Raw genomic sequence first — 21,618 nt, forward strand, 5'->3', positions numbered from 1 at the left:
TCGCTCGCCGCAAATTAAAAAAATAGCCGTCGGCGCGCAACGCTCACTTTCGATAGGGTAAACGTTATGGACGGTACTACGCTGCTGCCGCTGATCGGGATACCGATCGTGGTTATTGGTTTTGCACTGCGCTTCAACCCGCTGCTGGTGGTCGTGGTGGCGGGGCTGGCGACGGGTCTGCTGGTCGGCATGGATTTCGGCATGCTGCTGGAGACCTTTGGCGAGAAGTTCGTCAATAGCCGATCGCTGGCCACCTTCATCCTGATCCTGCCCGTGATTGGTCTACTGGAATATTACGGGCTTAAGGAGCGCGCCCAGGCCTGGGTGGCGAAGATCGCCAGCGCCACCTCGGCGCGTATTCTGATGCTTTACTTTGTCGCACGTGAAGGCACCGCCGCGCTGGGACTGATGTCGCTGGGCGGCCATGCCCAGACGGTGCGCCCGCTGCTGGCACCGATGGCCGAAGGGGCGGCGCTGAACGAATACGGCGAACTGCCGCAGCATATTCGCGACAAAATCAAAGCCCACGCCGCCGCGTGCGACAACATCGCGGTCTTCTTTGGGGAAGATATCTTTATTGCCTTCGGGGCGGTGCTGCTGATCGACGCGTTCCTGAAAGAGAACGGTATTCCGGGCATTGAACCGCTGCATATCGGCCTGTGGGCCATTCCGACCGCCATTGCGGCATTGATTATTCATATGACGCGCCTGCTGCGCCTCGATGCGAGCATCCGTCGCGACGTGATGGCCTGGCGGGCAGAGCAGGGTACGCAGGAGGCCGCGCAATGATGACGCTTATCACCATTAACCGCGTGTACTACCTGATCGGCTTTGTCGTAATGCTGCTGGTTGTCATGACCCTGCGCGATCGCGCCAACCCGAAGCGCTTTACTACCGCGCTGTTCTGGTTCTTGTTTGGCGGGATCTTCCTGTTTGGCGATCTGATGGTTCAGGAGCTGGGGAAATCGCTGGCGTACCGGATCATTGGCGGCGGCGTTATCGTTATCGCGCTGCTGGCGGGGTTTGGTCTCGTCGGGAAAGGGCACTATAAAATGTCCACCGAGGAGGAGCGCGTCGCGTCGTCAAATCGGCTTAAAAACTGGCTGTTCCTGCCGGCGCTGATGATCCCGGTGGTGACGGTGCTGGGCACGTTATTCCTGAAGGGCGTTTCGGTCGGCGGCGTGTTTCTGCTCGATCAGAAACAGCTCACCCTGGCGGCGCTGTGCGTGGCCTGCGTCGCGGCGATCCTCACCGGCTGGTGGCTGACCAAAGGCACGCCGCTCCATGCCGTTCGTCAGTCCCGCCGTCTTGTCGATACCATCGGCTGGGCGGTGATCCTGCCGCAGATGCTGGCCATGCTTGGCGGCGTGTTCGTGGTGGCCAACACGGGTGACTCGGTGCAGAAGGTGGTGAGCCTGTTTGTGAACCCGGATAACCGCTTCATGCTGGTGGTGATTTACTGCGTGGGGATGGCGCTGTTTACCATGATAATGGGTAACGCCTTTGCGGCCTTCCCGGTGCTGAGCGCGGGGATCGCCTTGCCGTTTCTGATCAACGTGCATCACGGCAACCCGGCGCCGCTGCTGGCGATTGGCATGTACGCAGGCTACTGCGGCACGCTGATGACGCCGATGGCCGCGAACTTCAATATCGTTCCCGCCGCGCTGCTGGAGCTGAAAGACAAATATCAGGTGATCAAGATACAGATCCCGACCGCGTTAACCCTGCTGGTGGTGAACGTGTTTTTAATGTATTTCCTCGTGTTTCGCTAAGGAGCTGTCATGGAATTAACGCAACATCAGGCCGACGCGTTTGCCCGCATGCCTTTGATCTATTTGCGCCAGGAATACCCGAACCACATCATGCACCTGCTGAATGATGATGGTGACGTGCTGCCGCCGCGCGAGCTGCATCCCATTTTCTACGGCTGTTTTGACTGGCACTCGGCGGTGCACGGTTACTGGCTGCTGCTGCGCTGCGTGCGCCTCTATCCAGAATTACCGTGCCGGGACGCGATCGTCGCGCTTTTTGACGAGCACCTGACCGAAGAGAACGTGGCGAAGGAGCTGGCCTATTTCACCGCACCGTTCCGCGCCTCGTTTGAGCGGCCGTATGGCTACGGCTGGCTGCTGGCGCTGGCCCAGGAGCTGAAACAGTCGTCGCTGCCGCAGTCCGCAGGCTGGTACCAGACGCTGGCGCCGCTCACCCAGGATATTCGCAACCGGCTGTTGGATTACCTCGGTAAGCTCACCTATCCGATCCGCGTCGGGACGCACTACAACACCGCGTTTGCCCTCGCGCTGGCGCTGGATTATGGTCGCGCAGTGGGCGACAAGGCGCTTGAGCAGGCAATTCTGGCGGCGGCTGAGCGGTTTTATCTCGCCGACACGCGCTATCCGGCTCATTATGAGCCCGGCGGAGACGAATATATTTCCGGCGCGCTGACGGAGGCACTGCTGATGAGCAAGGTGTCGGAGGGCTTCCCGGCCTGGTTTGACGCGTTTCTGCCGGAGGTGGGCGCCGTTACGACACTCATGAACCCGGCGGAAGTGAGCGATCGTACCGACCCGAAAATTGCCCATCTGGACGGGTTAAACCTTAGCCGCGCGTGGTGTATGAAGCACATAGCGAAAGCGCTTCCTGCCAGCCACCCGGCGCAACCGGCATTGCGCGAGGCGGTGACGAAACATCTGGCCGCCAGCGTCGGGCATGTGGTTGGCAGCCACTACAGCGGCGGGCACTGGCTGGCGAGCTTTGCGCTGCTGGCGCTGGAGTAAACAAACGCGCCGTCTTTCTTGCCGGGTGGCGCTGCGCTTACCCGGCCTACATTGTGCAACGCTTGCCTGTAGACCGCGCAGTGCGCAGCCTGCTCAGGCTAAATACCACCGAACCCGTCGAGGCGATGACGGCTAGCCACAGTGCAACCTGGATAGCATGTTGATGGTCCCATCCTGCCGCCGCTCCCAGCAGAACCCCCACCACGGCGGCGCCGAGACACTGGCCGAATGTTCTGACGATCGACAACACGCCGGAGGCATAGCTGGCATGTTCCCGCGCCACGTTAGCGAGCATTTCCCGATTATTGGGACTCTGGAAGCAGCCAAACCCCATCCCGCAGACCAGGCTACGCAGGCAGATATTCCAGGCGGAAGGATTGTCCGGCAACGTGGCCAGCAGGACCAGCCCGCCGACAAAGACGATAAGCCCGAGGGTCGAGATCAGCGGCGCGGAGATCGTATCCGCCCAGCGACCCGCGTGCGGCGCGATCAGCACGATGCCAATCGGCCACGGGGTGAACAGCAGCGCGGACACTACAGGGCTGTAGCCATATACGCTCTGAAACAGGAACGGCAGCGCGACAAACGTGATCCCCTGGCTGACAAACGAGGCCAGCGAGGTCAGCGCGGCGAGGGTGAAGCGCCCGTTTTTGAACATCACCGGCGGCAGTAACGGATGTTGCGCGCGCCGAATCCGCCAGGTAAAGGCGAGGGCGCTAACCAGCGCGAGAACGCTCCAGCAGACGGCCTGCAGACTAATGTGTTGCGCCACGTGCTGAAGGCTGTCGGCCAGCATGATCGCGGAACCTAACAGGACGGCGGAGAGCACGGCGCCCGGCGCATCAAAGGGCGGTCTGTCAGCAACCGATTCCCGCGGCAAGGCCCGCCATGCCAGCAGCAGGGCGATGCTGCCCGGAATGAGGTTAATGGCGAAAAGCCACTGCCAGCTCAGGACGTCCAGTATTGTTCCACCGAGTACTGGGGCGATCGCCGTGCTGGAGGCGATAAGCAGGGCGTGCAGCCCCAGAATACGGCCCAGCAGTCGGCCCGGAAAAACGGACCGCAGGATCGCCGGAGCAATACTCAGGGTCGCCGCCCCGCCGATGCCCTGCAGAATTCGCATCCCGGTTAACATTTCCGGCGTTGTTGCCAGCGCGCAGCCGAGCGAGGTGAGCGTAAAGGTGGCAAGCCCGCTCAGAAAGACCGGGCGATAGCCCACGCGGGCCGCCAGCGCGGCGAAAATAGCCAGCGTCATCGCCGCTGACAGCAGATAACCGTTAGCGAACCAGACCGCAACGTTCGCGGGGACCTGCATCGCTCTAGCCATGGAGGGGAGCGCGATGTTGATCATGGTGCCGTCAAAGACGCCCATCAGCGTGGTGGTCATGACGGCGGCCAGGACCCGGGCGCGTTCATGCCCGGGTAAATCTTCATCGCCGGGCTGGTTGGTAAATAGCGTCATCGTCGTTACTCCGGATAAGAATAGTGATGACGAAACTATAATCATGCGCTATACAGGGCGGAAGACGCAGCATTTGCACTTAATCGTTGCATATAACGCCTTATCTGAGGAGCCATCGTGTCCGATCCTGACTTTAACCTTCTGGTTGCGCTCGACGTTTTGCTGGCCGAAGCCAGCGTGGCGGGCGCGGCGCGACGTTTAAACCTGAGCACCTCCGCCATGAGCCGCACCCTGAGCCGGCTGCGGGAGGTGACCGGCGATCCTATTCTGGTGCGGGCCGGGCGTCATATGGTGCTGACGCCCTGGGCCGAAGCCACCCGGGACCGCGCCAGATGCGCCGTGCACGAGGCGAGGGCGGTGCTGCAGCCCTCCACCGACACGCTGAAGGTGGAAAGCCTTGAACGGCTGTTCACTATTCGGGCCAACGACGGTTTTGTCGTGGCGTTTGGACCTATGCTCATAGCCGCGGTGGCGAGCGTTGCGCCCGGGGTCTGCATCCGCTTCGCTCCCAAACCTGAAAAAACGTCGCGCTATTTACGGGAGGGGCTTGTCGACCTGGAGATCGGCGTGCAGAGCAACATGGGGCCTGAAATACGGCTGCAAAGGCTCTTTCAGGATCGGTTTGTTGGCGCGGTGCGCAAGGGACATCCGCTGTCTTCACAGCCTGAGGTCAGCCTTGACGATTATGTTGGCTGGGGCCATGTGGTGGCGTCGCCTGATGGGGCGTTACACGGGTCTGTGGACGACGCGCTGGCGGAGCGGGGGATGAAACGAAAGATCGCCAGCGTGGTGCCTGGATTCCCGACGGCGTTATCCGTAGCGCTGGCCTCCGACCTGATTGCTATGGTACCGGCGTTGTACCTCCTTAATCAGGCGATGACCGAGCGCGTGCACGTCTTTGAACTGCCCTTTAAGACCCGCACTATTACGGTATCCCAGATGTGGCATCCGCGCATGGAACGGGATCCGGCGCATCGCTGGCTCAGGGAAAAGGTCCTTGAAGTGTGCCGCGCGGTTTGCTGACGCTCAGAGTACTTTCCCCGGCACCGTGAGGATGAAGCGCGTCGACACCGCATCCGATTCCACGCGGACTTTTCCGTGGTGCGCGGTGACGATGGACTTCACGATGGCAAGCCCAATCCCGCTGCCTTCGCCCTTACGCTGCCTGGACGGATCGACGCGATAAAAACGGTCAAACAGCTTTGGCAGATGCGCCTGCGGGATCGGCGTGCCGGGGTTTTCTGTTACCAGCTCAACGTCGTTATCCCGTTTTCTGATGGAGACCGTTACCGTTTTCCCTTCCGGCGTATAGCGCAGGGCGTTGGAGAGCAGATTATTGATTGCTCTTCTGAACATCTGCGGATCGCCTTCTATCAGGCAGGGCATCCCGTTAAATTTCAGCGAGACGTGGCGTTCTTCCGCCCAGGCTTCGAAGAAATCGAAGACTTTCATCACCTCGGCGCTTAAATCAAACATCACCCGATCCGGGATGAGCTGATTATTATCCGCCTGCGCCAGGAACAGCATGTCGCTGACCATGCGGGTCATCCGGTTGTACTCTTCCAGGCTGGAGTAGAGGACATCTTCCAGCTCTTTCTGGGAGCGGTTCTGACTCAACGCAATTTCCGTTTGCGTCACCAGGTTGGTGATGGGCGTCCTGATTTCATGCGCGATGTCGGCGGAAAAATTCGCCTGCCGGGTAAAGACATCTTCAATTTTCCCAATCATATGGTTGAAGGAGATCACCAGCTGTTCCAGCTCAACGGGCACGCGGGACGGCTCCAGTCGCGCATCCAGATTTTCGGAGGTGATATTTTTAATGGCGGTGCTGACGTTACGCAGGGGCAAGTGTCCCTGACGCACCGCGATACGAATCACCAGCACAATCAGCAGGCTGATTGCCGCGGCAATGGCAAAAAGATTCTTCTTCAGCGCCTCAAGGTAGTGGAGATGAAAATTAATTGAGAGCCCGATCAGCATGACGTAGTCCTGGGTTTTGCCCTGCAGCGTTGTCCTGCCTGAGGAGGCGATAATCCGGTACGTTTCCATTTTCATGTCGGACCCGGCATGCATAGGGTTGACCGGGTCTTCTACCGTCCAGAGAAACACATCCTGTGCCTGACGGTGTTCGCTAAAGTTCGCTGTGTTCATCGCCGGGCGCAGTGCCGCGCCTTGCGCCGAGCTGAACAGGGTATTGCCCTGCGGATCCAGAAGCAGGACGGCCACGTTGCGGTAGCTGGCGACCGACTCTTTGAGCTTGCTGATTTTCTTTTGGTCGGGATCGGCCGGAGACTGGAGGATGCGATGAATTGCGCTGCTAATCTGCTGTAAGTCGCTGATATCCTGCTCGGCAAAGTGCTTCTCAACGGAGTGCAGCATAAACCAGGTAAAGGCGAAGAAGGCCAGTATGGTGGAGAGGCTGATAAAAAAGGTCAGCCGCAGCGCAAGCGAGAACGGGCGTCGGAGGGGCTTAACGGGCATCCGGCACCTCCAGCATATAGCCTACGCCGCGTACCGTCTGGATCAGCTTGGGTTCAAAATCGTTATCGATCTTTGCGCGCAGGCGCTTTACCGCCACATCTATTGCGTTCGTGTCGCTGTCAAAGTTCATGTCCCACACCTGGGAGGCAATCAGGGAGCGGGGCAGCACCTCGCCCTGATGACGCATGAAAAACTCCAGCAGGCTGAACTCCTTGCTGGTTAACAGGATGCGATTGCCCGCCCGGCTGACCTTCCTCGACACAAGGTCAACCGTCAGGTCAGCCGCCTGAAGCTGGCTTTCCGCGATCACCGTATTTCCGCGTCTTAGCAGCGTCCTGACCCGGGCGAGCAGTTCCGCAAAGGCGAAAGGCTTAATCAGATAATCATCCGCGCCCAGCTCAAGCCCTTTAACCCGGTGCTCTATCGTCCCGAGGGCCGTGAGCAACAGGATGGGCATTCCTTTGCCGGCAGAGCGAAGCATGCGGACGATATCCCAGCCGTTCACGTCGGGCAGCATGATATCCAGAATCAGCAGGTCATATTCCGCGGTCATGGCGAGGTGGTACCCGGTCAGGCCATTATCCGCATGGTCCACGACAAACCCCGCTTCCGTCAGCCCTTTGCTGAGGTATTCCCCGGTTTTCATTTCGTCTTCAACGATCAGTATTTTCATCTTGCTCCCCAGACTGGCTGCTGATGACATTCTAGTGAGCCCGCGATCGTTAACAATGACTTACGCCATAAATGACAACATTGTCATTATCCCGTCACCGGTCAAACAGGATGCGTTCAGTAGATTAGCCCTAAAAATCCTCTGGACTTGATTTGAACCGCTATGTTCCTGTTAAAACGACTCAGCATCACTACGGTATTTATCCTGGCAGGCTGCGTCTCGCTGGCGCCTGACTACCCGCGCCCGGCATCACCGGTACCCCGGCAGTTTTCGCTCTCGCGCAACGGACTGACGCCCGCGGCGGCCGGGTATCAGGACACCGGCTGGCGCAACTTCTTCGTCGACCCTCAGATAGCTGGATTGATTACAGAAGCCCTGAAAAACAACCGCGATATCAAAATGGCCGCCCTGAAGATTGAAGAGGCCCGGGCGCAGTTCAACGTGACGGAGGCGGATCGTTATCCGCAGTTGAATGGTTCTGCGGGTATCACGTACAGCGGCGGGCTAAAAAGTGACAAACCGACCTCACGGCAGTACGACGCCGGTCTTGCGCTTAGCTATGAACTCGACTTTTTCGGCAAGCTGAAGAACCTGAGCGAGGCCGACCGACAAAACTATTTCGCCAGCGAAGAGGCCCGTCGCGCGGTGCATATTCTGCTTGTCTCTAACGTGTCGCAGAGCTATTTCAACCAGCAGCTGGCGTATAAACAGCTGCGCATCGCGCGGGAAACGCTGAAAAATTACCGGCAGTCTTATGCGTTCGTTGAGCAGCAGCTGGTGACGGGCAGCACCAACGTGCTGGCGCTGGAACAGGCCCGGGGACAGATCGAAAGCACGCAGGCAGAGATTGCCAAACGAGAGGGGGAGCTGGCGCAGGCCAACAATGCTCTGCAGCTGCTCCTCGGCACCTATCGCGGATTGCCGGGCGACAGCGGAATGAGCGCCCGCGATATTGCGCCGGTAAAACTCCCGCCCCATCTTTCTTCAGCGATACTGCTGCAGCGCCCGGATATTATGGAGGCGGAGTATCAGCTTAACGCGGCCGATGCGAATATCGGCGCCGCGCGTGCCGCTTTTTTCCCGTCTATTTCCCTGACCAGCGGGCTTTCAACAGGCAGTACGGAATTATCCAGCCTGTTTACCGCGGGCAGTGGGATGTGGAATTTCATCCCCAAAATTGAGCTTCCGATTTTTAATGCGGGCAGGAATAAGGCCAACCTGAAGCTGGCTGAAATTCGTCAGCAGCAGTCGGTTGTGAATTACGAACAAAAAATACAGGCTGCCTTCAGGCAGGTTGCCGACGCGCTCGCGCTGCGGGACAGCCTCAACCAGCAGCTTGCTGCGCAAGGACGGTATCTTGATTCGCTAAATATTACCCTGCAGCGGGCCAGAGGATTATATACCAGCGGCGCGGTGAGCTATATCGAAGTATTAGACGCGGAACGGTCGCTGTTTTCCACGCAGCAAAATATTCTCGACCTTATTTATGCCCGGCAGGTTAATGAAATTAACCTCTTCACCGCGCTGGGCGGCGGTTGGGCCGAATAACCTCACTTAATTAAAAAGGATATTAAACATGCGCAATTCACTTAACGCCGTCGTATTTGGTGCAATCATTATGTTTTCTGCCGGTCTTCAGGCTGAGGTTCATCAGCACGCGGAGATGAGCGCCGCCAGCGAAGGTGCCTCAGAGCAGGTTATCACCGGGACCGGCATTGTGAAGGATATTGATCTCACGAACAAAAAAGTAACGATTTCTCACGAAGCCATCCCGGAAATTGGCTGGCCCGCGATGACCATGCGTTTTACTTTTATGCAGGCCGACGCGAGTATTACTGCCTTAAAAGTCGGCAGCCACGTGAATTTCTCGTTTGTTCAGCAGGGCAATCTCTCTTTACTAAAGAGCATTAAATAGCGAGAAACGGCATGGCCTCATTAAAAATAAAATATGCTGCCATGATAGTCAGCAGCCTTATTGCCGGAGGGCTGATATCCGTGACGGCATGGCAGACACTTTATTCATCTGAAAAAACAGCAAATAGCGTTGCGGAAAGAAAGGTCCTTTTCTGGTATGACCCGATGAAGCCCGACGTGAAATTCGACAAGCCCGGTAAATCACCGTTTATGGATATGGATCTGGTGTCGAAATATGCCGATGAGAATGATAAAAACAGTGACGGTATCCGTATCGATCCGACCCAGGTTCAGAACCTGGGATTAAAAACGCAAAAAGTGACGCGCGGAAAGCTGAATTATGCCCAGACGATCCCGGCCAACGTCAGCTATAACGACTATCAGTTTGTCATTGTGCAGGCGCGTGCGGAAGGGTTCGTTGAAAAAGTGTACCCGCTGACGATTGGCGATAAGGTGAAAAAAGGCACGCCGCTGGTTGATATCACCATTCCGGACTGGGTCGAAGCGCAGAGCGAGTTCCTCTTGCTCTCCGGTACCGGCGGAACGCCCACGCAGATAAAAGGCGTTCTGGAGCGTCTGCGCCTGGCGGGTATGCCGGATGACGATATTCAGCGGCTGCGTGCGACCCGTACTATCCAGACCCGGTTTACCATCAAGGCGCCCATTGACGGGGTGATCACGGCCTTTGACCTGCGCACCGGAATGAATATTTCCAAAGATAAGGTGGTGGCGCAGATTCAGGGGATGGATCCGGTCTGGATCGGCGCGGCGGTCCCTGAATCCATTGCTTATCTGCTGAAAGATACCTCGCAGTTTACTGTTTCGGTACCGGCTTATCCGGATAAATCCTTCCCGGTTGAAAAATGGCGTCTTCTGCCGAGCGTGGATCAAACCACCCGTACGCTGCAGGTGCGCCTGCAGGTCTCCAACAAGGATGAACTGCTGAAACCGGGCATGAATGCCTACCTGAAGCTGAATACCCAAAGTCAGGAAATGTTGCTCATTCCGTCTCAGGCCGTTATCGATACCGGGAAAGAACAGCGCGTTATTACCGTTGATGCGAACGGGAAGTTTGTACCGAAAAGGATCCACGTTCTGCATGAATCACAGCAGCAGTCCGGCATTGGTACCGGACTGGAAGAGGGGGAGTCGGTGGTGGTCAGCGGTCTGTTTCTGATTGACTCGGAGGCCAATATTACCGGCGCGCTGGAGCGCATGCGCCACGCTGAAGCCGCTGACGACGCGCATTCAGGCCATTAAGGAGACGATGATGATTGAATGGATTATCCGGCGTTCGGTTGCCAACCGTTTCCTGGTGATGATGGGTGCGCTGTTTCTCAGCGTCTGGGGGACATGGACCATCATCAACACCCCGGTCGATGCCTTGCCCGATCTGTCTGACGTTCAGGTGATTATCAAAACAAGCTATCCCGGCCAGGCCCCGCAGATTGTTGAAAACCAGGTGACCTATCCACTCACCACCACCATGCTGTCGGTTCCTGGCGCGAAGACCGTGCGCGGTTTTTCACAGTTTGGTGATTCGTATGTGTACGTTATTTTTGAAGACGGGACCGATCTGTACTGGGCCCGCTCGCGCGTGCTGGAGTACCTGAATCAGGTTCAGGGCAAACTCCCCGCCGGGGTGAGTTCCGAAATCGGCCCGGACGCCACGGGCGTAGGCTGGATATTTGAGTATGCGCTGGTGGACCGCAGCGGAAAACACGATCTCGCCGAGCTGCGATCATTGCAGGACTGGTTCCTGAAATTTGAGCTGAAAACAATCCCGAACGTGGCCAAGGTGGCCTCCGTCGGCGGCGTGGTGAAGCAGTATCAGATTCAGGTTGACCCGTTAAAGCTGGCGCAGTTCGGCGTCAGCCTGCCGGAAGTTAAGCAGTCCCTTGAATCGTCTAATCAGGAAGCGGGGGGATCGTCCGTAGAAATCGCGGAAGCGGAATATATGGTGCGGGCCAGCGGCTATCTGCAGACCATCGATGATTTCAATCACATCGTCCTGAAAACCGGTGAGAACGGTGTGCCGATTTACCTGCGTGATGTTGCCCGCGTGCAAACGGGGCCGGAAATGCGCCGCGGTATTGCCGAGCTGAACGGGCAGGGTGAAGTGGCGGGCGGCGTGGTGATCCTGCGTTCGGGTAAAAACGCGCGCGAGGTCATTACGGCGGTAAAAGACAAGCTGGAGACGCTGAAGGCCAGCCTGCCGGAAGGCGTTGAGATTGTGACCACCTACGATCGCAGCCAGCTCATCGACCGGGCCATTGATAACCTGAGCAGCAAACTTCTCGAAGAGTTTATCGTGGTGGCCATCGTCTGTGCGCTGTTCCTCTGGCACATTCGCTCGGCGCTGGTGGCGATTATCTCTCTGCCGCTTGGCCTGTGTATTGCCTTTATCGTCATGCATTTCCAGGGGCTGAACGCCAATATTATGTCGCTGGGAGGCATTGCCATCGCCGTCGGCGCGATGGTGGATGCCGCCATCGTGATGATTGAGAACGCGCATAAGCGGCTGGAAGAGTGGGATCACCAGCACCCGGGAGAGCAGATTGATAACGCCACCCGCTGGAAGGTGATTACCAACGCCTCTGTAGAGGTTGGACCGGCGCTGTTTATCAGCTTGCTGATCATCACTTTATCCTTCATTCCCATCTTTACCCTTGAGGGGCAGGAAGGGCGGCTGTTTGGTCCGCTGGCCTTCACCAAAACGTACGCCATGGCAGGGGCGGCCGCGCTGGCCATCATCGTGATCCCCATTCTGATGGGATTCTGGATCCGGGGTAAAATCCCCGCCGAGAGCCGTAACCCGCTGAACAGGCTGCTGATTAACGCCTATCATCCGCTGCTGATTCGGGTGCTCAACTGGCCCAAAACAACCCTGCTGGTTGCGGCCTTATCCATCTTCACGGTGATCTGGCCCCTGAGCCAGGTGGGCGGCGAGTTCCTGCCGAAGATTAATGAGGGCGATCTGCTGTATATGCCGTCAACGTTGCCCGGCGTCTCTCCGGCAGAAGCGGCCGCGCTCTTACAGACCACGGACAAGTTAATAAAAACCGTCCCTGAAGTGGCCTCTGTCTTCGGCAAGACCGGCAAAGCCGAAACGGCAACGGATTCCGCGCCGCTCGAAATGGTGGAAACCACCATTCAGCTTAAGCCTGAGGATCGGTGGCGTCCCGGGATGACGATTGACAAGATCGTTGAGGAGCTTGATAAGACCGTTCGTTTGCCCGGTCTGGCGAATCTCTGGGTTCCGCCCATTCGCAACCGCATTGATATGCTGTCGACCGGGATTAAAAGCCCGATTGGCATCAAGGTGTCTGGTACCGTTCTGGCTGATATCGACGCCACGGCGCAAAGCATTGAAGCGGTAGCCAAAACGGTGCCGGGCGTGGTGTCTGCCCTGGCAGAACGTCTGGAAGGCGGGCGCTACATCGATGTCGATATCAACCGGGAGAAAGCCTCCCGCTATGGAATGACGGTGGGCGACGTGCAGCTGTTCGTCTCCTCGGCCATCGGCGGTGCGACGGTGGGTGAAACGGTGGAAGGCGTGGCCCGCTATCCGATTAATATTCGTTACCCTCAGGACTACCGGAATAGCCCGAGCGCGTTGAAGCAGATGCCGATCCTGACGCCAATGAAACAGCAGATTACGCTGGGTGATGTGGCGGATATCAACGTTGTTTCAGGCCCCACGATGCTGAAAACGGAGAATGCCCGGCCTGCGAGCTGGATTTATATCGATGCCCGCGGCAGGGATATGGTGTCGGTGGTGAACGACATTAAGACGGCCATCAGCCAGAACGTGAAGCTCAGGCCGGGTACCAGCGTGTCATTCTCCGGGCAGTTTGAACTGCTTGAGCACGCCAACAAGAAACTGAAGCTGATGGTGCCGATGACGCTGATGATCATTTTCGTTCTGCTCTATCTGGCGTTCCGTCGCGTGGATGAGGCCCTGTTGATCCTGATGAGCCTGCCGTTCGCGCTGGTCGGCGGGATATGGTTCCTGTACTGGCAGGGCTTCCATATGTCCGTGGCAACCGGCACCGGGTTTATCGCCCTGGCCGGGGTGGCAGCAGAGTTTGGAGTGGTCATGCTGATGTATTTGCGTCATGCCGTTGAAGCACATCCGGCGCTGTCCCAGCGCGAAACGTTCACTGAACAGGGGCTTGATGACGCCCTTTATCAGGGCGCCGTGCTGCGCGTGCGGCCAAAGGCGATGACCGTCGCGGTGATTATTGCCGGTCTGCTGCCCATTCTCTGGGGGACCGGGGCAGGCTCAGAAGTCATGAGCCGGATAGCGGCGCCCATGATCGGCGGGATGATCACGGCACCGCTGCTGTCACTGTTTATTATTCCTGCGGCGTATAAGTTAATTTGGTTGCGCAGGCATAAACCAGAGACAGCCGTTGGTGAAGATGACAGGGGAATCAATACCTGATAAATTAGCTATTCAATAACCTATTCATAAAGCTATTCAAAACCATGATTAATCGATCCGAAACACTACGACAATTGCTGAGACAAGGCCCGATATCGGTAAGGCAACTGACTGATATTATGGGTATTAGTCAGCCTACCGTTTCACGATCGATTAAAGCGCTTGGCGATGAGGTTGTTCGCATTGGCTCCGGTCCATCTATTCACTATGTGCTGCGGGATACACATCGAGGATTCAGTTCGGCTCCTGTCTACCGCATCACGGAAGAGGGTCAGGTTAAATCGCTGGGTAAACTCATTCCGGTTTATCCAGACGGTTTTGTAATGGCGCAAACGGACAATGTGTGCCTCCATAGCGATGGGTTGCCGTGGTGGTTGTTTGACATGCGGCCTCAGGGATATCTTGGCCGCGCGTACGCCTCGCGATTTTCATCCGAGCTGGGCCTGCCGCCAAATCCAGATAACTGGAGTGATACTGACGTTATCAGGGCTTTGCTCGCTCATGGACACGATGCGGTGGGGAACCTGTTAATCGGAGAACAGGCGAGGAATCATTTTGTAGAGATGCCGTCGCCTGTTGCGGTGGACCGCGCAACCGCATACCCGTCGCTGGCGCAGGCCGTGAGCGCGGGCGAAGTACCGGGCTCCTCTGCTGGGGGTGAACAGCCGAAGTTCTGTACTTATACAGAACGTGGCCACGTCATTGTGAAATTCACGGCACCGGACGATAACCCTGTAAGCGAACGCTGGCGAGACCTTTTGTTAGCAGAACATCTTGCGTTAAGCGTGCTTGGCGTCGAAACCGAGGTGTTTGATTTTGGCGGACAGCGCTTCCTTGAGATCCCGCGGTTCGACCGTACGGGACCCCTTGGTCGTAAGGGACTCTTTTCTTTACGTGCGCTCGAGGCGGAGTTTGTCGGCAGGGCAAGAGAATCCTGGCCGGTACTGGTGAATGAGCTGGCAAAGCAGGGCTGTATTCACCAGGATGCGGTCGCCAGCACGTCAAGGCTTTGGGCGTTTGGTATGCTGATCGGCAATACCGACATGCACCACGGTAATCTGTCGTTTATCAGTTCCCATGGACGGCCTTACGATCTTGCTCCTGCCTATGACATGCTGCCCATGGGATTTGCCCCGAAATCAGGAGGCGCACTGGTGAATACGCTGCGTCCGGCTACGCTTATTGACGCGATCGCGGGAGAAACCTGGCATGAAGCACTGGCACTGGCCGAGCGCTTTTATACGCTGGCCAGCAGTTGCGGCCGCTTTTCTGCCAATTTTGCGCCATGTCTTGCCGCATTGCGCAGCCATCTGGACGAGGCGAGGTCAAGGATATCGCGTCTGGGATAATGGGGCGGGATGTTTACGAGGGGCAGGCTTAGCGTGGCATATGTGCATCGCGAGTCTGTCTGATCAGCTTGCGCCAGGCGCGATTATGCAGAGTAAATAGCAGCATCTTATAAAAGGCTGTGGAGAGGATAGCGCTACCACTAAGCAATAACATGACGATACTCACCAGTGCCGCAGTCAGACTGACGCCCGGAAAAGGGCTACCGATCAGCGCGGCCAGCAAATAGGCTGCCGTTAATACCAGGCTAATCACCGCCAGCGCAAGGTGTATCCGTACGGCGCGCATGCTGCCTTTGCCGATCATGAACATCGTCACGCCGTTGATGCCAGCGAAAAGCAGGGCGACCAGCACAACCCACACGAATACGCATTCGGCTGGCTGACCGAGTACGGCGAGTACGCCATAGCCCAATCCTGGGTTTAGGGGATGTACATAATCAAAATCATCATTATAAAGCATGTAGCGTACTGTATTTAAAGATATTTTTTTCAATTGAAAATGTAAATTACCGCTCATAAAACGCACTATTTATCAGATCTCAGTTCATGAACTTTTCTTTCAAAGATTGTAATGTGAACTACGAATTGAGGTTTCCGATGACAAAGTTCAGTGCGAAAGCGTGTCCAACTTGAAGTAGAACGGTAAACGAGACAATCGATACCGTACCTGCCGCAACAGTGAATTATCTCAGTAATAAAATTTGCATAACTTTCACTCCTCTTCTTTTTAAATCCCTGCGATTATTGCGGTCTTAGGGATTTCACTTAAGGAAAGACAATGAATATATGTTACCCGGTACGGAAGGCCGACGGACGGGAGTATAAGAACTATGACGAATTGCTGACCGACATTCGAAAAAATGCCCACGGTTGGTGGTTACTTGGCACAAATCGTTACTGGCATGGGGGAATTCATGTCGGGATGTCATCGTCCCCGGCCACGGTGCTGGATCCTGATTCACCAGAAAAATCTGTTCCGCTTCAGTTCATGATGGACGGTGAGGTGGTGGCATGGCGGGTTAACCGCGATTACGCGGTTATCGAGTGTTGCCAGGAACGCCCCCTGCGCCAGTCCGGCACCTTTGTGCTGGTTAAATCAGTGTACAAGCCTGACGAGCAGGATGAATCCTCCTGGCTGACGCTGTACCAGCTTTACATGCACATCGCGCCATTGTCAGAATTTCCGAAACGCTCACTTTACCGGGTCACGCAGACAGGCCACGGCGTGGGGATGCGTAAACATTCCCGCTACGATGACAGCCGCGAAATCGCGCCGGACGTTCTGGAAAACAAACACGGCCACGCCAGAACGCTCGTACAGGGTGACACGCTTGCCGTACTGCAACAGAAATCGTTTTTACTGGAACAACGTCCGGAGCCGTTTGCTCTGGTGCAGCGTCTTCAGGACGGTAAACCCGCCGGAGAACTTTTCTGGGTCTCGATGCGCCCGGAATTTCTGGAGCCTGACGGCGAATGTTACGTGTGTCTGCCCGACTGGATGCACAGTGCGCTGAATCACGGCGTGTTAGATGATGTGGTGGTGCCGCCTGTGCCGCTGAAAGTGATGGTGAAAGCAGGGGATGCGGTCGGATTCCTCGGCGTTCAGGATCTGGCTGACGAAGATAACTTTCCTCAGATTATTACAACGGACTATAAAGCCCATATCGAGTTGCTGAGCCTCGATGAGCATGTCCCGGATGTGGTGGCAAACGTAAAGGGGATTAAAACGGGTAAACAGTTCATTAAGCTGAAGCTGAAACGCCCACTGTACCTTAGATGCGGGGAGGGCGAGGAAAGTACCTTTGAGCAGATGAGCGCCATTACCCGTGCCGATGCCGGAAAAATTATCCCTCGTGATGCCACGTACCCGTTTACGGATAAAACCGGAATCACATACTTTCAGATCCGCCCGCATACGTGGATACACGAGGACGATGTGGAACAGCTAAGCCAGCATGATTTAGCGGGGCTAAACTTTCACTGTATTGAGGATGAACACACAACCGATTTTACCCGCACGCTGGACGAACGATGGCTGATTGACGCCTTGAAAAGCATCAGTTCGCACTTTGACGGTGAAAAAGGACCTCAGTTCGCTCAGGCAAAAATGTTTTATGACAGCCTGATCCACAACGCTGAAACCAGAAGATCGCCTGGCCCGTATCCCGATAAATCACATGACCAGTATTTGTTTCGTGCACTGCATACCAACCAAATGAATATCCCTGAATATGCGCGGCGACTAATAGTGAAACACGACAGCGACTGGCACAGTACGCGCGATGATACACGCTGGTCATCGGTATTTAAGGTCAGGGATGAAAGTCCTGTTGTGAAGATGGCCAACGGGGGATTTCTGGATGCAACGCGCTGGATGGATAAGGTTCCGCCGTTCGCCAGTCAGCGCTCAGTATGGCATTTTCATCCGCTTGAGTTTCTGGAAATATTACGAAGTGCAGAGTTTCCCAAGACTCCTGTTAATGGGGAATTAACGCCTATAGAATTTATTAATTTCTATAATGAAGACAGAATTGATGATACTGATTATGAAGAGGCTGCAAAAGAGTTGGGATGCGAAGTTGCAGCAATTAAAGCTGTAGCAAAAACAGAAACAGGTTCTTATGGCTCCTATTTTAAGTTTGAAGATAACGATGATTATGTTCCTGCGATATTATTTGAAAGACATCACTTTCATAAATATACAAATGGGAAATATGATCATTTCGAAGATATATCAAACTCTGTTGCGGGTGGATATGGCGCAACATCAGTACAGTATACAAAACTAGTCAAAGCGTATGCCTTAGACCAAAAAGCTGCTTTGAAATCAGCATCCTGGGGTAAGTTTCAGATTTTGGCGTCGAACTTCGCCACGGCAGGCTACGCCAGCCCTGAGGATTTCGTTTTGGCATTAAGTAAGTCTGAAAAAAATCAATTAAAAGCATTCGTTAGCTTCATTAAGGCTGATAGAGTTTTATTGCATTCAATTAGGACTAAAGACTGGCTTTCATTTGCAAAAAGATATAATGGACCAAGACAGAAGGGTTATGATTTGAAAATGGAGAGAAATTACAATGCGTCATTATAAATTACTTGCGTTAGCAGCAATGTTTCTGTGTGGTTCATCGTTTGCGAATGATGAATATTTTGTGTGCGACACTGCAAAAGGAACAATCAAACTAGAAGAAAACGACGGTGTACTTCGGTACACCTTATTGAAAGACCACAAAAATGAATTTAACTATGAGTCGAAAGGCAATGAACATTTAGAATTTAAATACAATCATTATTCACGATTTCAAACTGATTACTTCAATGTGTCGTTTGTAAATGCAGGGTATAAATACACGATATTTAGTAATTATGAGAATGAGAATGAAAGTCGTGGGGTTAGTGTTACGAACCTGAATAGCAAGAAGGAATCTGTTTACGATTGTAAGTCCGTTGGCATTGATCGCCTCAGTGATTTGTCGGCAAAATTGACCTGTGATAAGGACTCAGTTCTTGGTTGTGAGTAGATACTTCTTTTAGGTGGGCATAATACTGAATATGTCAAAAGCACCTCTGGTTTTGATAAGTCTCATGACTGTGGCGCAATTTCGGCAATAATTTAGAAATTGTTGCAACATGATTAAAAAGGGCAATTAATTGCCCTTTTGTTGTGCCGAAGATACTCCTGAATTTCAATACTGACTGGCGAAGCGCCGTTATATCTTCTTTACGCCCCCAATTCCGGCCATTTATACCCGCCATACTATGAATCTAATCACTGCGCGTACTCACAGTTATGAACTCAGTTTTGGTTCATAACTGTGTTAAACTCTGTCCAGAAATCACTCGATGTTACGTCTGTTAGTTCATGAACTGTTCGTTCTAATTTTATTATGTACGTCAGGTTTTAGTGTTCAGTAATATTACCTTTTACTCGATGATCGATTGTTTAGCACCTCTCCCACAACCGGAGCAGCGGTAAATGCGTTTGGCCAGCCAGCATAGAAGGCGGCCTGGGTAACGATCTCACCAGCTTCCTCAACAGAAAGTCCATTATCCATTGCTCTATTGAGGTGATAGCCAATCTGCGCGCTCTGTCCGGATGCAATTAACGCGCTGACCGTAATCAGGCTTCTGTCGCGGGGTTTCAGCGCGGGTCTTTGCCAGAGATCCAGGAACAGTGGATCTGCAGTGAATTTAACCAGGCCCGGAGATATTGGGCCAACATTTTTCTCCACTGTCTCTGAACGCTGCTTTTCTGCTTCCTGATTGAGAGGAAGCAGGTCCGGAGAAGCTTCAGGAAGTGCATCTCCCGTGACGCCACGAGTTTCAAATACTGCTTTGGTCACGCTGACGGCTGACATGGCATTTGGCCAACCTGAGTAGAACGCCAGATGGGTAATGATTTCTGACAATTCCGCTGGCGTAACGCCATTATCAAGGGCAATGTCTATATAGTGCTTAAGGTCGCCAGGCTGGTTTCTGGCAATTAGCATGGAGACGGTCACCATACTACGATCCCTGGGCGAGAGGGCATCGCGTGTCCACAGATCTTCAGCAATAGCTTCTCGACCAAAGCGCGCAAGAGCCGGTGAGACAGAACGAATATCAGCTTCAGAAATCGCTGAAGGTTCAATTTTCATCATAGCATTACCTCTTGTTTCCTCAGCATTAGCAAAATCAGAAATAACAAGCGACATGGCCGCCGCTGCAATTACGCTTTTCATGTCAATCCTCACTGGTCAACGGTGCGGATCCTGTTTGATTCCGCCTTTGTTACGAAGAAATACCGGTTTTACCGGGATAGCGTCCTTACTGGTGCTCATATGCGCCGTTTGCCTGAGATAGTCACGGAAGTGTGGCGTTTGTCGGTGCAGTTGATACGCTTCCTCACTGGCGTAAATCTCATAGAAATACCAGCGGTTCGGAGTCTGTGAGTCTGTAGCGGAATACATGGCTAACACGCCTTTCTCTACTTTGAGTGACTCAGCCATTTCAGGCATGACGATGTTTTTAAATTCGGTCTGAAATTCAGGCTTTACCTCGACGATCACCAGATTATTAATGGTTCGCTCATTCGGTATGATGTGTTTGTCCCCCAGAAATTGGGGCTCCAGAGTGATTTTATTTTTCCAATCGATAATGTCAGGTGCCCGGGCAGCGAATGCCTTGTATGGTTCAGCATTTAGATGTTTGCGGTAAGCACTCTCGTTTTCATAGAGTTCGACCATGAATGCCTTATGTGGATTGTCGCTGCGGTGCAGGGCGTACATCGCCAGCGTACCTGCTTCATGATCAACCGAAGCGGAAATCGTCTGTCTGGCTACGTCTGCAAAATCTTTGTCCCGATCGTGCCTGACGCCAAGCTCAAAGATATTCATCACTACCTTATCCGGCGCGTCCAGTTTTGTTGCAAAGACAGGGCTGCTTATCAGCATGCAAATTAAAAACATAAGAGTCTTTTTCACGATGATCCTTTTACTGAAATGGCTGTTTAAGACGTTCTATAAGTTGGTGTTGGTAAGAAGGTAACCGATCGCTGCTGGCGCTCTCAAAGACAAGGGGAGGAAGCCACGTCATACCTGCGTGCAGGGCGCTTGCCTTCATCGGTAAAAACACATCCGCGAGCGATACCCCGATCCTGCCGTCCGGCCCGTAAGTAGAGCGTCCCCCCGCAGCCGTACTGACTACAAGCATCTCCTTTCCCTGCCACAAACCGGGTCCGACACTCCCCCAGGTTTCATTCAACCAGGCCTTCATCATCGGCGTAATATTGAACCAGTGTGTCGGGAAGATAAAAACGACACGACTGTGTTCACGCATCATTTTTCGCTCCGCGTCGCCATTAATCCGTCGTGTGTCATAGCCATACAGCGTCTCAAGGTTGCGAACCGTCACGCCTTCCAGACTCTCAGCGGCTTCCTGCAGCCCTTTTGTCAGAACTGAGCGTTCCGGATAAGGGGGAGAGACGATAACGAGCGTTTTAATGTCGGTCTTTTCACGGCTATGAGCATGACTAATGGGCATGAGGAAGATAAAGGCAAACAAAAACAATGCTGCTGCTCTGCGCTGAAGTAACACCATCATAAACCTCCTTTGTCTTAACAGGATTGTAAAACGTTATGGTGTAACAGGAGCCAGTTCTGGCAATCCTTCTACGATATAGGTTCGCGAATTGCCGGCACGGTGTCGGATAGGAATGATCTTCTGGTACGCGGCCGAGCTATACCAGTCCTGGGCATTTTTGAGACTCTCAAACTTGATTACAACCAGTCTGCCCTGTGCTCCAAACCCTTCTTTAACATCGGGTTCACCTCCTCTGACGATGAACCGTCCACCAAAAGGTCTGAAGGTGGATTCAACCTGAGCGCTGTACGGTTTGATAGCGTCAAGATCGGTCGCCTGAAACTCTGCGATGTAATAAGCAGGCGTTGCTGCCAGGGCTGACGCGAGCCCTGAGAGGGTGAAAAGAGTGGCTACCACTGTTTTAAAAATCATCCTTCCTCCTCATAAGCTTTCATGAA

At 54.3% G+C, this 21,618-nt stretch carries 19 protein-coding genes; 11 read left to right on the forward strand and 8 right to left on the reverse strand.

What is annotated here, in order from left to right:
* The first annotated feature begins 66 nt into the window (after positions 1–66).
* The 3 genes from N6P30_RS01285 to N6P30_RS01295 are packed head-to-tail and all read left to right on the forward strand — an operon-like array spanning position 67 to position 2,777.
* Positions 67–789 (forward strand): DUF969 domain-containing protein, encoded by a 723-nt coding sequence (locus tag N6P30_RS01285; protein ID WP_021240145.1) that lies wholly within the window; start codon positions 67–69, stop codon positions 787–789.
* Positions 786–1,772 (forward strand): DUF979 domain-containing protein, encoded by a 987-nt coding sequence (locus tag N6P30_RS01290; protein WP_021240144.1) that lies wholly within the window; start codon positions 786–788, stop codon positions 1,770–1,772. The genes N6P30_RS01285 and N6P30_RS01290 overlap by 4 nt, the downstream gene beginning before the upstream one ends.
* 9 nt (positions 1,773–1,781) lie before the next feature.
* Positions 1,782–2,777 carry a DUF2891 domain-containing protein gene (locus tag N6P30_RS01295; protein WP_023292389.1) on the forward strand — a complete coding sequence of 332 codons (996 nt, stop codon included), beginning with the start codon at positions 1,782–1,784 and terminating at the stop codon, positions 2,775–2,777.
* 46 nt (positions 2,778–2,823) lie between these two features.
* On the opposite strand, the gene N6P30_RS01300 is transcribed toward N6P30_RS01295, so the two are convergent.
* Positions 2,824–4,239, reverse strand: coding sequence for an MFS transporter (locus N6P30_RS01300; protein WP_023292390.1), 1,416 nt, complete (start codon positions 4,237–4,239; stop codon positions 2,824–2,826).
* A 117-nt stretch (positions 4,240–4,356) separates the two neighbouring features.
* On the opposite strand from N6P30_RS01300, the gene N6P30_RS01305 reads away from it, so the two are divergent.
* Positions 4,357–5,262: a LysR family transcriptional regulator gene (locus N6P30_RS01305; RefSeq protein WP_023292391.1), complete on the forward strand. Its 906-nt coding sequence runs from the start codon at positions 4,357–4,359 to the stop codon at positions 5,260–5,262.
* Between the two features lie 3 nt (positions 5,263–5,265).
* On the opposite strand, the gene N6P30_RS01310 is transcribed toward N6P30_RS01305, so the two are convergent.
* Both N6P30_RS01310 and N6P30_RS01315 read right to left on the reverse strand, forming a co-directional pair.
* Positions 5,266–6,720, reverse strand: coding sequence for a Cu(+)/Ag(+) sensor histidine kinase (locus N6P30_RS01310; RefSeq protein WP_023292392.1), 1,455 nt, complete (start codon positions 6,718–6,720; stop codon positions 5,266–5,268).
* On the reverse strand, positions 6,710–7,393 hold the full coding sequence (locus N6P30_RS01315; RefSeq protein ID WP_008503517.1) for a copper/silver response regulator transcription factor: 684 nt from the start codon (positions 7,391–7,393) through the stop codon (positions 6,710–6,712). Before N6P30_RS01315 ends, N6P30_RS01310 begins: the two co-directional genes overlap by 11 nt.
* Positions 7,394–7,555: 162 nt before the next feature.
* On the opposite strand from N6P30_RS01315, the gene N6P30_RS01320 reads away from it, so the two are divergent.
* Genes N6P30_RS01320 through yjjJ form a run of 5 tightly spaced genes read left to right on the forward strand, consistent with a single transcriptional unit; the run spans position 7,556 to position 15,103 of the window.
* Complete coding sequence (locus tag N6P30_RS01320; protein WP_023292393.1) at positions 7,556–8,941, forward strand: efflux transporter outer membrane subunit; 1,386 nt, start codon at positions 7,556–7,558, stop codon at positions 8,939–8,941.
* A 28-nt stretch (positions 8,942–8,969) separates the two neighbouring features.
* Positions 8,970–9,308: a cation efflux system protein CusF gene (gene cusF, locus N6P30_RS01325; protein ID WP_008503519.1), complete on the forward strand. Its 339-nt coding sequence runs from the start codon at positions 8,970–8,972 to the stop codon at positions 9,306–9,308.
* 11 nt (positions 9,309–9,319) lie between these two features.
* Positions 9,320–10,567 (forward strand): efflux RND transporter periplasmic adaptor subunit, encoded by a 1,248-nt coding sequence (locus tag N6P30_RS01330; protein ID WP_023292394.1) that lies wholly within the window; start codon positions 9,320–9,322, stop codon positions 10,565–10,567.
* A gap of 10 nt (positions 10,568–10,577) precedes the next feature.
* Positions 10,578–13,754 (forward strand): Cu(+)/Ag(+) efflux RND transporter permease subunit SilA, encoded by a 3,177-nt coding sequence (gene silA, locus N6P30_RS01335; RefSeq protein WP_023292395.1) that lies wholly within the window; start codon positions 10,578–10,580, stop codon positions 13,752–13,754.
* Between the two features lie 44 nt (positions 13,755–13,798).
* Complete coding sequence (gene yjjJ, locus N6P30_RS01340) at positions 13,799–15,103, forward strand: type II toxin-antitoxin system HipA family toxin YjjJ (RefSeq protein ID WP_023292396.1); 1,305 nt, start codon at positions 13,799–13,801, stop codon at positions 15,101–15,103.
* A 28-nt stretch (positions 15,104–15,131) separates the two neighbouring features.
* Here yjjJ and N6P30_RS01345 read toward each other — a convergent pair whose 3' ends face one another.
* Positions 15,132–15,563: a hypothetical protein gene (locus tag N6P30_RS01345; protein ID WP_023292397.1), complete on the reverse strand. Its 432-nt coding sequence runs from the start codon at positions 15,561–15,563 to the stop codon at positions 15,132–15,134.
* Positions 15,564–15,881: 318 nt separating this feature from the next.
* Here N6P30_RS01345 and N6P30_RS01350 point away from each other — a divergent pair, with 318 nt between their 5' ends.
* Positions 15,882–18,191 (forward strand): N-acetylmuramidase family protein, encoded by a 2,310-nt coding sequence (locus N6P30_RS01350; RefSeq protein WP_023292398.1) that lies wholly within the window; start codon positions 15,882–15,884, stop codon positions 18,189–18,191.
* The gene (locus tag N6P30_RS01355; protein WP_023292399.1) at positions 18,178–18,621 is read left to right on the forward strand and encodes a hypothetical protein; all 444 of its coding nucleotides are present in this window, start codon (positions 18,178–18,180) and stop codon (positions 18,619–18,621) included. Before N6P30_RS01350 ends, N6P30_RS01355 begins: the two co-directional genes overlap by 14 nt.
* A gap of 396 nt (positions 18,622–19,017) precedes the next feature.
* On the opposite strand, the gene N6P30_RS01360 is transcribed toward N6P30_RS01355, so the two are convergent.
* Genes N6P30_RS01360 through N6P30_RS01375 form a run of 4 tightly spaced genes read right to left on the reverse strand, consistent with a single transcriptional unit; the run spans position 19,018 to position 21,592 of the window.
* Positions 19,018–19,821 (reverse strand): carboxymuconolactone decarboxylase family protein, encoded by an 804-nt coding sequence (locus N6P30_RS01360; RefSeq protein WP_023292400.1) that lies wholly within the window; start codon positions 19,819–19,821, stop codon positions 19,018–19,020.
* A 15-nt stretch (positions 19,822–19,836) separates the two neighbouring features.
* The gene (locus N6P30_RS01365) at positions 19,837–20,532 is read right to left on the reverse strand and encodes a putative quinol monooxygenase (RefSeq protein ID WP_050488755.1); all 696 of its coding nucleotides are present in this window, start codon (positions 20,530–20,532) and stop codon (positions 19,837–19,839) included.
* Between the two features lie 40 nt (positions 20,533–20,572).
* Complete coding sequence (locus N6P30_RS01370; protein WP_023292402.1) at positions 20,573–21,178, reverse strand: NAD(P)H-dependent oxidoreductase; 606 nt, start codon at positions 21,176–21,178, stop codon at positions 20,573–20,575.
* Positions 21,179–21,214: 36 nt separating this feature from the next.
* On the reverse strand, positions 21,215–21,592 hold the full coding sequence (locus tag N6P30_RS01375) for a DUF1330 domain-containing protein (RefSeq protein WP_023292403.1): 378 nt from the start codon (positions 21,590–21,592) through the stop codon (positions 21,215–21,217).
* Positions 21,593–21,618: the final 26 nt, after the last annotated feature.

It is taken from the genome of Enterobacter sp. PL1, from assembly GCF_945957325.1.
GTDB classification, from domain to species: domain Bacteria; phylum Pseudomonadota; class Gammaproteobacteria; order Enterobacterales; family Enterobacteriaceae; genus Enterobacter; species Enterobacter roggenkampii.